This is a genomic window from Yersinia sp. 2553 StPb PI (genome assembly GCF_052217105.1).
GTDB lineage: Bacteria > Pseudomonadota > Gammaproteobacteria > Enterobacterales > Enterobacteriaceae > Yersinia > Yersinia enterocolitica_E.
The window spans coordinates 4,257,910-4,273,946 of record NZ_JAZGPX010000002.1; the positions used below are offsets into that span (position 1 = coordinate 4,257,910).

Genomic DNA, 16,037 nt, shown 5'->3' on the forward strand with positions numbered 1-16,037 from the left:
TGCAACTCGAAATCTATTGGGTATATAGGGATGAATTTTTCAGCATGTCTGATACAAATAAACAACCAAGATGCGTCGGGTAATGGCAAAGCAACAGGGTAAAGAGGCGACAGACAGTGGTGGACACAGTATTAAACAATAAGGTTAAGCAATTGCATCAGCAACTGGCACAACGGATCCTGGTGCTGGACGGTGGTATGGGCACGATGATCCAGAGCTATCGGCTGGAAGAGGCTGATTATCGTGGAGCGCGCTTTGCTGATTGGCCAAGTGATCTGAAAGGCAACAACGACTTATTGGTGCTATCTAAACCGGAAGTCATTATCGCCATTCACAATGCCTACCTTGAAGCGGGCGCTGATATTCTCGAAACCAATACATTTAACTCCACCACCATTGCGATGGCGGATTATCAGATGGAGTCGCTGTCAGCCGAAATTAACTATGAAGCTGCTCGGTTGGCTCGGATTTGCGCTGATGAATGGACCGCCCGTACCCCAGAAAAGCCGCGCTATGTTGCCGGGGTTCTTGGCCCAACCAACCGTACCGCGTCGATCTCGCCTAAAGTTAATGATCCGGCGTTCCGTAATGTCAGTTTTGATCAGTTGGTTGAGGCTTATCGGGAGTCTACCCGCGCCTTGATTGAAGGTGGTGTTGATCTGATTATGATCGAGACGGTCTTCGATACCCTTAATGCGAAAGCGGCTACCTTTGCTGTTGAGTCTGAATTTGAAGCCATGGGTGTGCTGTTGCCGGTGATGATTTCCGGCACTATTACCGATGCCTCGGGCCGGACATTATCAGGCCAAACCACAGAAGCTTTTTATAACTCGCTGCGCCACGTTAAACCGCTCTCTTTTGGCCTGAACTGCGCGTTGGGGCCGGATGAATTACGTCAATATGTGGCGGAGTTATCCCGTATCTCTGAATATTATGTCAGTGCGCACCCGAATGCCGGTTTGCCTAATGCTTTTGGTGAATACGATCTGGAAGCCAAAGAGATGGCCGAACAGATTGGTGAGTGGGCACGGGCTGGATTTTTGAATATTGTCGGTGGTTGTTGTGGTACCACACCACGACATATTGCGGCGATGGTTAAAGCCGTCGCTGGCGTCACTCCGCGCCCGTTGCCGGATATTGCAGTGGCTTGCCGTCTGGCTGGTCTGGAACCGCTGACTATCGATGCCAACTCGCTATTTGTTAACGTCGGCGAGCGCACCAACGTCACCGGTTCGGCTCGTTTTAAGCGGCTGATAAAAGAAGATAAATATGATGAAGCGCTGGATGTAGCCCGCCAACAGGTTGAAAGCGGCGCGCAGATCATCGATATCAATATGGATGAGGGGATGTTGGACGCAGAAGCCGCGATGGTGCGCTTCCTCAATCTGATTGCCGGTGAACCAGATATCGCCCGGGTGCCAATCATGATCGACTCCTCTAAGTGGGATGTGATCGAAAAAGGCCTGAAATGTATTCAAGGCAAAGGAATTGTTAACTCTATTTCGATGAAAGAGGGCGAAGCTGCCTTTATCCATCACGCTAAGCTGGTGCGCCGTTATGGTGCTGCCATGGTTGTGATGGCATTTGATGAAACCGGGCAGGCGGATACCCGTGCGCGTAAAATCGAAATCTGCCGCCGCGCTTATAAGATATTGACCGAAACTGTCGGCTTCCCGCCGGAAGACATCATCTTCGATCCCAATATTTTCGCCGTGGCGACGGGGATTGAAGAGCATAACAACTATGCGGTCGACTTTATTGAAGCATGCGCCGATATCAAAGCTGAGCTCCCTCATGCCATGATTTCAGGTGGTGTCTCCAACGTCTCCTTCTCATTCCGCGGTAATGATCCGGTACGTGAGGCGATCCATGCTGTTTTCCTCTATTACGCTATCCGTAATGGCATGGATATGGGGATCGTCAACGCTGGCCAACTGGCGATCTATGATGATCTGTCGGATGAGCTGCGTGATGCGGTGGAAGATGTGATCCTTAATCACCGTAGCGACAGCACTGAGCGGTTGTTGGATCTGGCCGAAAAATATCGCAGCAGCAAAAGTGGTGAAGTGGCAATTCAACAAGCGGAGTGGCGTGGCTGGGATGTAAAAAAACGGCTGGAATATTCACTGGTTAAAGGCATCACTGAGTTTATCGAGCTGGATACCGAAGAAGCCCGTCAGCAGGCTGAGCGGCCAATCGAGGTTATCGAAGGGCCATTGATGGCCGGGATGAATGTGGTTGGTGACCTGTTCGGTGAAGGGAAAATGTTCCTGCCACAAGTGGTAAAATCTGCCCGAGTGATGAAACAGGCAGTAGCCTATCTCGAACCTTATATTGAAGCCAGTAAGCAGAAAGGCACTACCGCGGGCAAAATCCTGCTGGCAACGGTTAAAGGTGATGTGCACGATATCGGCAAAAACATTGTGGGTGTGGTTTTACAGTGTAATAACTATGAGATCATCGATCTGGGTGTGATGGTGCCGACCGAAAAAATCCTGCGCACGGCGCGGGAGGAAAAGGTCGATATCATCGGCTTGTCCGGCCTGATAACCCCGTCGCTGGATGAAATGGTTAACGTTGCCAAAGAGATGGAGCGACAGGGTTTTACCTTGCCGTTATTGATTGGCGGCGCGACCACCTCGAAAGCCCATACCGCGGTTAAAATCGAACAGAACTACAGTGGTTCCACCACTTACGTCTCCAATGCCTCACGCAGCGTTGGCGTGGTTTCAGCGTTGTTATCTGACACGCAGCGTGATGATTTCGTAGCAAAAACGCGCAAAGAATATGAAACCGTCCGTATTCAGCATGCACGTAAAAAACCGCGAACTCCGCCGGTCAGTTTACAAATCGCGCGGGATAACCAAACCGTAATCGATTGGGAAAGTTATACGCCGCCAGTCGCCCATAAATTAGGTGTGCAGCCTGTCGAGGCCAGTATCGAAACTCTGCGCAATTATATCGACTGGACGCCATTCTTTATGACCTGGTCGTTGGCGGGTAAATACCCACGTATTTTGGAAGATGAGGTGGTCGGCGAAGAGGCTAAACGCCTATTTGCCGATGCCAATGAACTGCTGGATAAATTGTCGGCAGAAAACTTGCTGCATCCGAAAGGCGTGGTGGGGATATTCCCAGCTAACAGCGTCGGCGATGATATCGAAGTTTATCGCGATGAGCGGCGTGAGGATGTGCTGGTGGTCAGCCATCATCTGCGCCAACAAACCGAGAAGACCGACTTCCCGAACTATTGCCTGGCAGATTATGTTGCACCTAAATCTAGTGGCAAGATTGATTACTACGGAGCATTTGCTGTCACTGGTGGCTTGGAAGAAGATGCCTTGGCCGAGGCTTATGATGCTCAGCATGATGATTACAATAAAATCATGATTAAGGCCTTGTCAGACCGTCTGGCAGAAGCTTTTGCAGAATATCTGCATGAGCGGGTACGTAAGGTGTATTGGGGCTTTGCACCGAATGAAAACCTGAGCAACGAGGAATTGGTGCGCGAGAACTACCAAGGGATTCGCCCAGCACCGGGGTATCCGGCTTGCCCGGAACATACTGAAAAAGGCCAAATCTGGCAGTTGCTGGATGTAGAAACTCACACTGGCATGAAGTTGACCGAATCCTACGCCATGTGGCCGGGTGCCTCGGTATCAGGCTGGTATTTCAGCCATCCAGACAGTAAATACTTTGCGGTGGCACAGATTCAGCGTGATCAGGTGGAAGATTATGCCGCCCGTAAGGGGATGCCGGTAGCGGAGGTTGAGCGCTGGTTAGCCCCGAACTTGGGTTATGATGCCGACTGATAGTTAAGTTAGTTGTTAAGTAAAATGAAAGGAGATAGCCGTGATGACTATCTCCTTTTTTAATGCTCTTTAACCAAGTGGTTTGCGCGCTTTAGCCTCGCGTCACACCGGCTACGGCATTTTTCTGTTCGGAGCCACCATGAGCGCCTAGCAGCGGTGTTTTGCCTTCCATCATTTCACTGACGCCACCACCAATTATCTCGGTAACTTTAGACGATGCATTTACTCTCGCTCCGCCCTGGGTGTGTTTGCCGTTGATATCCTGTAATTCCAGACCATTGGTTTGTAAGTTTACATCGCTGTCTCTATTGGTTATTTTTCCACCGATTAGTTCAGTTTTACCGGCTACGTTCAAATTAACTGACTGTGTGCCGCTAATGGCTGATTGTTCTTCAACCGCTTTATTTTCAACGACTTCCACTTCAACTTTAGCTTTGCCGCTGCCACCTTTGACTTGTTCATCCTGAACATTACTTTTGATTTTTTTGCCTGCTGCTTTGGCACCTTTCTGCCACCATTTATCTTCGGTTTCTGCTTCTTCCTTAGACTCGGTTAGCGTTTCATTGCTCCCCTTTTTGGTATAGCTGAGGGGTTGTACGTTATCTTCTTCTTTAGAACCAAAGTAGCTTGAAACTTGGTCATATTGCTTTTTAACTTTATCGAATAACTTATTGGATTTAGTGGTCAGGGTTTTTTTCACTTTATCCGAGCCGATTGGGGTCGCATCGGCTACCTGATTAATCATACTGTCTTGTTTCTCGTTACTGTGATTGAAACTCAAGCCAGTGTTGACATTAACTTCCTGTCGGACATCTTCACGGCTTTGCACTTTCAAGTTACCGCCGATAGTGCCAGTAATATCATTAGCTTTGAGCATAGCACCCGCCAGAGCAGTGTCTTTGGCGCTATTCAGGGCGATATTGTTGCTATTGATATGGGTGTTTTGTTGCATTACAGCATTCAGTTTTTCAACACCGACATCCAATTTAGCGCTGATATTATGGAGTTTTTCGCTACTTTGCTTGTCGACCACCCCTTTATCATCTTTATTGAAAGAGCTATTTTGGTTGCCATTGGCGCCGGCTGTGAAGTTCCAGTTGTTTTTGTGTTCCTGGTCTTGTGCTGACTCCAGCATGATGCCGCCATTATCTGCCGTCAGTGTGGTTTGCTGGCTGGTGATATTGGCATTTTGCATATGGATGGCTTGGTTATCGTGACCGCCAGCTTTAATGTTGACTGCGCCATTGCTGTTAATCACACTGCCTTGATGTTTGGTGGCTGACTCGTCTTTATTAGCAACGTTAACTTCTGCGCCTGCCTTTATCCCTTTACCATTTTTATCGGTACCACTGCTTGTACTCATACCCGCATTGGCACTGGCTGACCAGGTCATATCCTGCTTCGACCCCTGTGATTGCGCGGCCAGAATATCGACTTTGCCACCGGCTGCCAGCAGAATATCACCGGTAGCTTGTTCTTTACTGTCGAACGAGGTGCCGGTGAGTGTCAAATCTTTCCCTGCATTCAGCTCAATACCTTGCTGGCCTTGCAGATGACTGACTTGGGCAACGGAGGTACTGCTTTGCCCCTTACTGTTACCGCCACCTAAACCGGCACCGAAGTTTTTACTGCCGACGTTAGTACCAAGGTTCGCTTTGGCATTAGCCTCAACGTTATTATGGTTTTCACTGGTGTGGTTAGTGACTTGATCAAAAACAATATTACCGCCTGCGCTAACCGTAGTTTTGCCACTACCTGCATTGATATTTGTGCCTTGATAGCTCGCATCCTGTTTCACATTGATATTGACGCCATTTGCTGCGTTCATGCTACCAACTTGCGCAATTTCACCTTTTATATGCTGATCTGTCGATCCCCCTTTGCCCTTACCATCAAGGGTAATGTCTTTGCCTGTAGAGGTGTAAACTCGAATATCTGCTTCGCCGAAGGTTTCTGTAACATGTTGGTCAACACGATTAACGGTAGCTTCAAAGGTATGACGCGATGCATCCAGCGTAATGGCTCCTTTGTCCGCTTGATATTTTGTGCCTTGATCTTTGACTTCGCCGTTGGCATTGAGCGCGATGTTACCGCCTTTGATTGATGTTACGACAGATTGGTTACTGTTGAGGTGGGTCTCTTTGGTTCCACCTTTAGCCGCAAGATCTATCCCAGCGTTAGGCGCGCCCACTTCGCCTACCGCTTCAACCATGCCGCCAATATCCAGTTTTTGCCCATCGGCTATCACTTTTTCAACCGGGCGGGTCACTTCGCCATAAGCAATATTGGCCTCATAACCGACATCAACCTTGGTGGTTTTGGTATGCGTTTTTTCACTATTCTCAGCGGCCAGATTATGGATATTATTGCCCTGAGCCTGATAAGCGCCACCGACGTTATGGTCCGTTCCCTGATTGGTGACGTCTTGTGTTGCGGTGATATTCAGATTACCCGCTACCTGTGAACCCGAGACCACGGAGGTTGATTTGTCAGTGCTGGTTTGGGTATCTTCGTAGCCTACGTTTACACCACTGCCGGCTTTATCCATGCCGCCGGTGTAGTGGAAATCAACCCCAACGGTTTCTTTGGTTTTATTGCTGGAGAGAGTGTCTTGCGTAGCGACAAATGAAACATTTTCGCCTTTAATTTCTGCATCGCCTTTGGTGGCAGTGATGTTAGAGCCGATAAATGTGATGTCTTTTTGGGCGTCCAGTTTGACTGTGCCACCTTGCAGTGACGCAGCGTGATTTTTGATGCTGTCAGTTTTTTCGCTCTCACTGCTGTGATTCAGTTTCAAACCTGCCTGGTATTGGTTGTTACCATCATCGCTGGTAAAGCCCGAGATAGTAAGTTTGCTTTTCTGCTCATCAATTTTCTGTTGGGCTTGAGCGGCTTTAACATTAACTTCACCTAGCGTTTCAATACCCAGTTCACCGGCACTTGCTACCATACTGCCAATAACATCAACATTATCTTTACTGATTATTTTGAGATTAGCATCTGACGCTAATTCGCTGCCGATAACTTTTTCATCGCTATTATTGGCTTTATGGGAACTGCCAGTAATATTAAAGGCGACACCGGTACGCTCATCAATTTTAGTGGTGGTGGTACTAATGGCGTTATCAATCTTAATGCCGCCTTGATCTGCCTGAATATAACCATCTTTGGTACCTTTGACTTGACTGCCGGTAATGGAAACACCTTTATTACCTATAACTAGAATTGTTCCATCAGCGATTATTTCAGAACGGTGATTGGTTTCTGCATTCTTATTGTTGTTATTATGATCGATACCCCCTAGCCCTAAATTTTGTTCATTTTTACCATTTGTTGTTTTCTGATTTTTGGTCTTTTCCACATCAATCTTGACTTCATTGGCATTGATTAATAAATCGCCGCCAGCTGATGCCTTAACACCATTGCCGGTAATTTTTCCTTCTGCCGTTAAACCCAAATTCCCATCGGCTTGTAGCATGGTTTTATTGAGTGTTTGAGTGTTTTCTTTATTGTCCCAAGATTTATCCTCTCTCATTTGCACATAGTTATGGCCTTTTTCATGCTTTGAGCTTTGTTCAATCTGGCCTTTGAGTTGTAAATCTTTTTCCGCTTTGACTGAAAGATTATCGCCTGCCCTTACAGAAGAGCTTGATAATTTTATATCCCCTTTGGTTGATTTAAGAAAGATGTTATTCTCCGCAATAATAGTGGTTCCAATAACTGTTTGTTGTTGGTTTTTATTATCTTCAGATTTGCTCCAGTTATGTAGCCCCCACCCACCCTTTTCTGAATAGCCATTGGCCTGTGTATTAGTGAGTTTCTCTGTATCCAGTTTAATATCCCCACCTTGAATAGTGATGTTTTTACCATCAATGATGGCGGCACTAAGATGATTTTTTTTCTTGGCAATAATTGAAATATTTGCGCCTTTAATTTTGGTGCGTTTGAGTGTCTGTGTTGTCGAACCGCCAGAAGATGATTCAATAATATCGCCTGAAGTAAAGATATCACCGGCGCTGACTGTGATATCTTTACCGCTTAAGTTGGCGGGGGTCGGGTTATAATTCAAATTTGGATCGGAATCAACATCAAGATTCAATCTTCCCGGTGTTAAAATTTCTATCGAGTCACGGGCAGAATACCCACTTGACATATTTACCCCATTACCTTCTGCGGTGTTAACAATACGAATTCTATTGGCCTGCATACCACCAAATATTTTACTGTCGTATGCTGAATCCACATATTTTTGTGATTCTAATATCTCCCCGTCAACGCTAACTTTATTTTTCCCGAGGATGATGTTAATGCTCTCTCTGGAGTCTACAGCTCCCAGCATATTAATACGTGGCGCAATTAAGTCTATTGGCCCAACTGTTGATATATAACCTGTTATATTTAATAAATTGGTGTTATTGCGAGTATCAAAGCCTTGTAAATTACCTTGATCTACTAGCGGATTACCGACTGCCAGTGAGTTTCGATTGGTATTAATAAAACCACAGCTATTACAGGTAATTCCATTAGGGTTAGCCAGAATATAGTCAGCTGCCATGCCAAAGACTTCCTGCTTACCTAATAATAATGAAGGGTTACGGCTGATAACCTCATTCAAAATAATACTGGCTGCTTGACCATTTAAGTTCTGGTTGGCAGATAATTGCCCGACAAGTTGTGATTGACCGGTACTGAGAGAGTTATTAAGCACGGCTCCCGCTTTGTTAACGTTAAATTCATTATATTGGTTATGTGATAACCCCGATGCTGAGGGTTTTACGATATCGATGACTGGGACGCCATTTACCGTATTAATTGCTGGATTGTGGGCAGGATCACCGGCACCGACAATCCCAGCAGCATAACAGGTGGCCACTGATACTGAAATAATAGCAACGGCTGCCGCCAGCTTTCCTGCCGGGGAGAGCTTGAACTTATTTTGTTTCATTTTTACTTCTCCATTTTTGTCATATAGTTTGGTATTGATAAAAATTGGCTTTCGCTGGCAGCGGATTAATTAAAAGGAATAAGAGAAGCGCGCCAGAATCTGAGTAGGGTCTTTATTCTCTGTTTTACCGGACAATAAGTGGCCACGGCTGGCTTCAATATCCAGTTTGATATCGCGGTAACTGAGATTGATGCCGGCACTTAACCCCATAGCACTGCTCCAGCCTGGCGATGATTGTTGTATACGACCCACATCTGCCCCTAACCGCGGGGTTAGGGTGGTGTTGCCGAGTGTAAAGTTGCGCGACAAGGTATTCTGGAGATACCAGCCTCGATCCGCCGATAAGGTATTGCGACTAAAGCCACGAATAGCGTTGCTGTCGGTGACGCTCAACCATTCAACGCCCGGTAATCGGTCACGGGTGTATTGGCCATAGAACTGATTGCTAAACAGATAGAAATCATCAAACAGTTTGAAATATTGATTGGAAGTCACAGCGGCTTTAGCTTTGGTGAATTGGCTGTCTTGATAGCTGGCTGATATGTTTTGATCTGCACCCAATAAGGATAATCCCTGTTCAATGCTGACATTCACATTGAATATGCCGGTGGGCAGGATGTGCAGATGATTAATACCTAATTCAAATACCGTCAGTGTCGGGCTGCTGACGGCGATTTTCTGTTCGTTAAAGTAGTTTTCAGCCTGTTTATAGGTTAGTTGTGCGCTTAAGCCATTAATTTGGTCTTGGTCGCGATAGAAAACATAATCGGTGCGTAAGCCATGCTGCTGGGTTTTACCTTGTAGTTCGATGGTATTGAATTGTAACTGCACCGGATAAAGGTATTCGGAATAACTGCCAAACCCACTAAAGGTCAATGCGCCATAAGGAACGGAATAAAACAGTGAATAGGCGCGGCTATGGTTTTTCTGTGGATTATCGGTGGTACTGCTGATATTTAAGCTGAGAGAATCTGATAACCCAGGGGGGTTATCGAAAGAAAATGCATTGCGGCTTAACCATTTACCGGTACTTTTATTACCATAATTATCCAGGGATGTTGTCAGATGCCAGGGTTTTGACCGGATATTACTCAATCTGAGAATTGAGCCGCCCGCCTCTTTTCCTGGTAAAATATCAACAGTTATTTTATTGGAGGGTAAACGGTTAGCTTGATCGAGCCCTTGGTCGAGTTGTTTAATATTTAATGGTTCCCCGATCATATTGGGGAAAACATTTTCACCGTTTAATTCTGGGTCAACACTTTCGATGCTCTCAATAAAACCTTCAGTTACATCGAAACCCAATTCGCCCTCGTTATCGGGAGGAATAAACTGGACGCGGGCGGTAATATAACCTTTGTTAAGATAAAGTTGAGTGAGTTCACGCGCCAACAGATTAATGTTTTCGCTACCAATACATTGCTCCGGTATTGGGCTTAAAGTCTCTAAATCCGCCTCAGTCAATAAGGTAATACCCTGAATATAGACGCCGCTAATGGGAAGACATTGCGCGTTATCATCTAATTCAGGTGCACTATTTTCGGGCGTTTCTATCTCTGCCTCAGGCTGTTTAACATGAGGCAGACGACGCTCTTCTATTAAGTGATTAATTTCAGTGCTGCTGTTCTGTAAGTTCTGGCGTGATTCATTGATCGGAGAGGGAATATCTACCCCCGGAGTCATGTTAGCGTGAGCGCCCGTGCTCAATAAAAAACATAATGCGGTACGTTTTTTTATCATGATGTTTGTGGGGGGAATTTCCTGGGTATAACGCGATGAGTGGACCCAGTACTTTCCGTCCTTGAGTCAAATTTACGGGCAGCACTATTACCGTCCCTAAAGAGTAGAGACGGCGGATTGAGGATAATAATTAAGGAATATTCAGAGAGAAGGGAAAGATAATAATTTTTTAATATTAAGCGGTTATTGAGTGACTGTTTTCAGAATTATTTTAAATATTATCAGGGTAATGCTGGGTGTTATTGATGTTGTTTTTCTGTCTAAAGCGGGGAATAAAAAGAAACAGAAAAATTGAAAATGCCCGAATGGTTCGGGCATTTATACTCTTTGGTATTACTTTTTATCTTTCTCTACTGGTTTACCTGACCAGTAGCCCGCCAGTAGTGAACCGGAGAGGTTATGCCAGACCGAGAACAATGCGCCGGGTAGGGCAGCCAGTGGCGAGAAGTAAATTTTACCCAACGTAGCCGCGAGTCCTGAGTTTTGCATACCGACTTCAATGGCCAGTGTGCGGCAGGTAGATTCATCAAAGCCGAACAGTTTCCCGCCCCAGTAACCACTTAACAGGCCAATACCGTTATGCAGGATAACCGCAATAATCACCACGAAACCCACTGAAGCGATATGACTCTGGCTACCGGCGACCACGCCACTAATGATAGCGACAATACAGACCATCGACATCGCCGGTAGATAAGGCTCAATGCGTTTCACCGTTTTAGTAAAGGTGTGATGGATAATCAGCCCTGCGCTAATAGGGATGACCACGATTTGCAGAATACTTTTCAGCATTCCCACGACGTCAACACTGATGGTGGCGTCGACATATAAACGGGTCAGTAATGGCGTGGCAAAAACCCCCACCAGGGTAGAAACCGCAGAGATGGTCACTGATAACGCGACATCTCCTTTGGCCAGATAAATCATCACATTAGATGCTGTCCCACTGGCAACGCTGCCTACCAGTACCATACCGGCAGACAAGTCCGGTGGCATACGGAATAGTATCGCCAGAATCCAGGCAGTGAGCGGCATAATCAGATAATGCAGGAAAGTTGCCGCGGCTACCGGTGCTGGGCGCGAGAGTACACGCTTGAAATCATCCAGCCGCAGAGTGACCCCCATAGCAAACATGATCAACATTAGTAACGGGGCGACATAAGGCCCGATACCGATAAAGGTGGTCGGGCGGAAATAGGCCGCGACTGACAGCAGCAGCGCCCACAGCGGGAACAGCCGGGTGATTTTTACTAACATGAAGCGAAAGTCCTTAGTCGTCAGTGTCAGATATAAGAAAACCGGACGAAATCGCCCGGTCAGTGTTATCAGCTTGTTGTTGTTAGCAGTGTATAGTTAGTTTTTACTCTGACTCAAGCCGTGTTATTCAAACAGCGTATTATTCAAATAAATTGTTACTCAAACAGATTGTGATGCAGGGTTTGCACCACTTTTTCAGCATCATTCCCTGGCACTAGGAAGCACAGGTTATGGCTGCTGGCGCCATAGCAAATCATGCGGATATTGAATGGGTCAAGGACACCGAATACTTCCTTACCGACGCCACAAGCTTGTGACAGGTTATTGCCGATAATCGCTACCAACGCCAGATTCTCTTCCACTTCAACCCGACATAGTGAGGAGAGTTCAGTCAGCAGTGAGGTAGTCAGCAGACTGCCTGCCGTTGATGTCGAGCCTGTAGTATCGAGAGTTAGTGCGACACTCACCTCAGAGGTGGTTATCAAATCAACTGAAATATTGTGGCGCGCCAGAATATTAAATACTTCCGCCAGAAAACCACGTGCATGCAACATATTCAGGCTATGTAAGGTCAGCAGCGTCTGTTTGCGGCGCAATGCCAAGGCACGGAACAGTGGTGGACTCTCGGTTTCATTACAGACTAAGGTGCCGCCAGCCGCTGGGTCTTTGCTTGAGCCGACAAACACTGGAATATCACTGCGCACGGCTGGCAGCAGGGTGGCCGGATGCAAGACTTTGGCACCAAATGTCGCCATTTCAGCCGCTTCTTCGAAAGCAATTTTATCGATGCGTTTTGCTGCCGGAACCACCCGTGGATCGGTGGTATAAATCCCAGGGACATCTGTCCAGATATCAATGCGGCCAACATTCAGTGCTTCACCCAGTAACGCGGCGGTGTAATCGCTACCGCCACGGCCAAGGGTAGTGGTGCGCCCTTTGCTTTCACTGCCGATAAAGCCTTGTGTGACAACAATGGCCTGCGCGATACGCGGGGCCAATTGCGTTTGAGCTAATTCAGACAGCAATTGGGTATCCGGTTCAGCACGACCAAAACGGTCATTGGTTCGCATGATTTTACGTACATCAAACCATTCCACTGCCACCTGACGCTGGCGTATTAGCTCGACAAACAGCAGTGTAGACATCAATTCGCCGTGACTCACCAGTTCATCGGTTAACGCCGCAGACGTTGCCAGACTGGCCGCTTCAGACAGCATGGCGATGTTTTCCAGCATGCGTTCAATTTCATCGCGGATAACCACCGGATTGCCGAGTTTGGCTAGAATATCGGATTGAATTCGACTAATTTCTGCTAAATGAAGTTCACGCTTTTCAGGCTCACAGCCATCGGCAAGGGCGACCAACAGATTGGTAATTCCAGCCGAAGCTGACAAGATAACCAAACGAACGTCCGGGTTCGATAAAACCACATCGGCGCTGCGACTCATGGCAGCAAAATCTGCCACGCTGGTGCCACCAAATTTGGCAACCACGGTCGCAGAAGGGGCGCTGCGGCTCTGCTGGGGTGCTGCTTGAATCATCTAAAAAAACCTCGTATCAGGGATGCCATCTTGGAGGGCATCAGTATTTATCTCTGTACAAGGAAATAACGGGTTATCGACTTTCTGTCAATGAAATGGCTATGAGGTATTTTCATCTTTAATAATATGCGCTGTGATATCACTAAATTGACTATTCCCTTGGTACTTGAAGCTGCTGGAGTGTTAGCTACGTTCACTTACCCGAGTAAGCTCATCGGGATGCGTTTGCTTGCTGCCTACCTGCCACTACCATTACTTTGGCAATAGATACTGTTAGACAATGACACACTGCGAAAACAGGGATGAGATCAAGTGTTGTTTCGAGAGATAGCACCTATCGCAAGAAAAGAGATCTCAATCACACCCGAACAGGATACAATTAACCCATTCGTTTCATTATCCTTAAGCCTAGAAGAGCGCCGCTATGAAAAATATTAATCCTAGTCAAACCGCTGCCTGGAAAGCGTTACAGCAACACTTTGAGCAGATGAAAGATGTCACCATCAGCAGTCTGTTTGCCGAGGACGACCAGCGTTTTAGCAAGTTTTCAGCCACTTTTGATGATCAAATGCTGGTGGATTTCTCCAAAAACCGCATTACCAGCGAAACCATGGAAAAGCTGCAAGCTCTGGCGAAGGAGACTGATCTGGCCGGTGCGATTAACTCCATGTTTTCCGGTGAAAAAATAAACCGCACTGAAGACCGCGCAGTACTGCATATTGCTTTGCGTAACCGCACTAACACCCCGATTGTGGTGGATGGCAAGGATGTGATGCCAGAAGTGAATGCGGTGCTGGCTAAAATGAAACAGTTCTGTGACCGCGTGATTGGCGGTGACTGGAAAGGTTATACCGGCAAGGCGATTACTGATGTGGTGAACATCGGTATCGGCGGCTCAGATCTCGGCCCTTACATGGTGACTGAAGCACTGCGCCCGTACAAAAATCATCTGAATATGCATTTCGTTTCAAACGTTGACGGCACCCATATTGCTGAAACGTTGAAACCGTTGAACCCAGAAACCACGCTGTTCCTGGTGGCATCAAAAACCTTCACTACCCAAGAAACCATGACCAACGCCCACAGTGCGCGTGACTGGTTCCTGTCTACTGCGGTTTCTGTGGAACATGTCGCCAAACACTTTGCTGCATTGTCGACCAATGCCAAAGCTGTGGGTGAGTTTGGCATTGATACCAACAATATGTTTGAATTCTGGGATTGGGTTGGTGGCCGTTACTCGCTGTGGTCCGCCATTGGTTTGTCTATCGCGCTGTCGGTTGGTTTCGAACACTTCGAACAACTGCTGAGTGGTGCGCATGCCATGGATAAACACTTCGCCGAAACGTCTGCGGAGCACAACCTGCCTATCCTGCTGGCATTGATCGGCATCTGGTATAACAATTTCTTCGGTGCAGAAACCGAAGCTATCCTGCCTTACGATCAGTACATGCACCGTTTCCCAGCTTACTTCCAGCAGGGCAATATGGAATCTAATGGTAAGTATGTGGATCGTAACGGTACCCCAGTGGATTACCAGACCGGCCCTATTATCTGGGGTGAACCAGGTACTAACGGCCAACATGCGTTCTATCAGTTGATCCATCAGGGCACCAAATTGGTTCCTTGTGACTTTATTGCACCGGCTATCAGTCATAACCCACTGAGTGATCATCACGCGAAGCTGCTGTCGAACTTCTTTGCCCAGACCGAAGCACTGGCATTTGGCAAATCACTAGTTGAAGTTGAAGCTGAATTTGCTGCGGCAGGCAAAACCCCTGAGCAAGTGGCTCATGTCGCGCCATTTAAAGTGTTTGAAGGCAATCGCCCAACCAACTCCATCCTGCTGCGTGAAATTACGCCGTTCAGCCTGGGTGCATTGATTGCGCTGTATGAACACAAAATCTTCACCCAAGGGATTATCCTGAATATCTATACCTTCGACCAATGGGGTGTTGAGCTGGGTAAACAACTGGCTAATCGCATCTTGCCAGAACTGACAGATGATAAAAACGTAACCAGTCATGACAGTTCTACCAATGCGTTGATTAACCGTTTCAAGAACTGGCGTTAAGCTTGCGGGCTTAAGCTCTTTGATCCGTGCTTATTAGCCCCTTACCCAGTAAGGGGCTTTTTTTCGGCCCGGATTATTTCACCTACTTTCAATGGGAGTATTTATGGCCAAAAATTCGCGTTCTCAATGGATAGCCAAAAATCTACAGCGTTTACTGAATGTGGGGTTGATTGCATTGGCCGCTATTTTGGTGGTCTTTTTGATAAAAGAAACCTTCCATCTTGGTAAGGTCTTATTCGTCAATAATCAGGATGCATCTTCTTACATGCTGATTGAAGGGATTGTAATTTATTTCCTGTACTTTGAGTTTATTGCTTTGATTGTTAAGTATTTTGAGTCGGGTTATCACTTCCCGTTGCGCTATTTTATCTATATCGGCATCACCGCGATTATCCGCTTGATCATCGTTGATCATGAAAACCCAATCGATACATTAATTTATTCTGGTTCGATATTGTTGCTGGTGGTGACGTTGTATTTGGCGAATACCGAAAGATTAAAAAGAGAATAAAAATGGCGGCCATTACGGCCGCCCTAAAGACACAGTACCAGAGGGAAAAAATACCCTTCTTACTTGAAATTGTAGCTTTGTTTACTGCACTCTCTCACCCGAATCACTGACCTAAGTCAGCTCATCGGGCTTCACTCGTTTGTTGCCTTGCTACAATTCC

Annotated in this window: 7 protein-coding genes; 3 read left to right on the forward strand and 4 right to left on the reverse strand. The window is 46.7% G+C overall.

Translation table 11 applies throughout. The features are described 5' to 3' along the window. The first annotated feature begins 116 nt into the window (after nucleotides 1-116). Nucleotides 117-3,812: a methionine synthase gene (metH, locus tag V2A84_RS20880; protein WP_442849043.1), complete on the forward strand. Its 3,696-nt coding sequence runs from the start codon at nucleotides 117-119 to the stop codon at nucleotides 3,810-3,812. Nucleotides 3,813-3,903: 91 nt separating this feature from the next. Here metH and V2A84_RS20885 read toward each other — a convergent pair whose 3' ends face one another. The 4 genes from V2A84_RS20885 to lysC form a co-directional block, all read right to left on the reverse strand. Continuing rightward, nucleotides 3,904-8,757: a hemagglutinin repeat-containing protein gene (locus tag V2A84_RS20885; RefSeq protein ID WP_442849044.1), complete on the reverse strand. Its 4,854-nt coding sequence runs from the start codon at nucleotides 8,755-8,757 to the stop codon at nucleotides 3,904-3,906. 69 nt (nucleotides 8,758-8,826) lie between these two features. Continuing rightward, nucleotides 8,827-10,497 (reverse strand): ShlB/FhaC/HecB family hemolysin secretion/activation protein, encoded by a 1,671-nt coding sequence (locus V2A84_RS20890; RefSeq protein ID WP_442849045.1) that lies wholly within the window; start codon nucleotides 10,495-10,497, stop codon nucleotides 8,827-8,829. A 333-nt stretch (nucleotides 10,498-10,830) separates the two neighbouring features. Continuing rightward, a complete protein-coding gene (panS, locus tag V2A84_RS20895; protein ID WP_083162093.1) occupies nucleotides 10,831-11,754 on the reverse strand; it encodes a ketopantoate/pantoate/pantothenate transporter PanS in 924 nt (307 codons plus the stop codon). A gap of 155 nt (nucleotides 11,755-11,909) precedes the next feature. Then, a complete protein-coding gene (gene lysC, locus V2A84_RS20900; protein ID WP_083162095.1) occupies nucleotides 11,910-13,295 on the reverse strand; it encodes a lysine-sensitive aspartokinase 3 in 1,386 nt (461 codons plus the stop codon). A gap of 424 nt (nucleotides 13,296-13,719) precedes the next feature. Here lysC and pgi point away from each other — a divergent pair, with 424 nt between their 5' ends. Both pgi and psiE read left to right on the forward strand, forming a co-directional pair. After that, nucleotides 13,720-15,366, forward strand: a complete 1,647-nt coding sequence (gene pgi / locus V2A84_RS20905; protein WP_083162097.1) for a glucose-6-phosphate isomerase — start codon at nucleotides 13,720-13,722, stop codon at nucleotides 15,364-15,366. Between the two features lie 103 nt (nucleotides 15,367-15,469). Continuing rightward, complete coding sequence (psiE, locus tag V2A84_RS20910) at nucleotides 15,470-15,877, forward strand: phosphate-starvation-inducible protein PsiE (RefSeq protein ID WP_004705335.1); 408 nt, start codon at nucleotides 15,470-15,472, stop codon at nucleotides 15,875-15,877. Nucleotides 15,878-16,037: the final 160 nt, after the last annotated feature.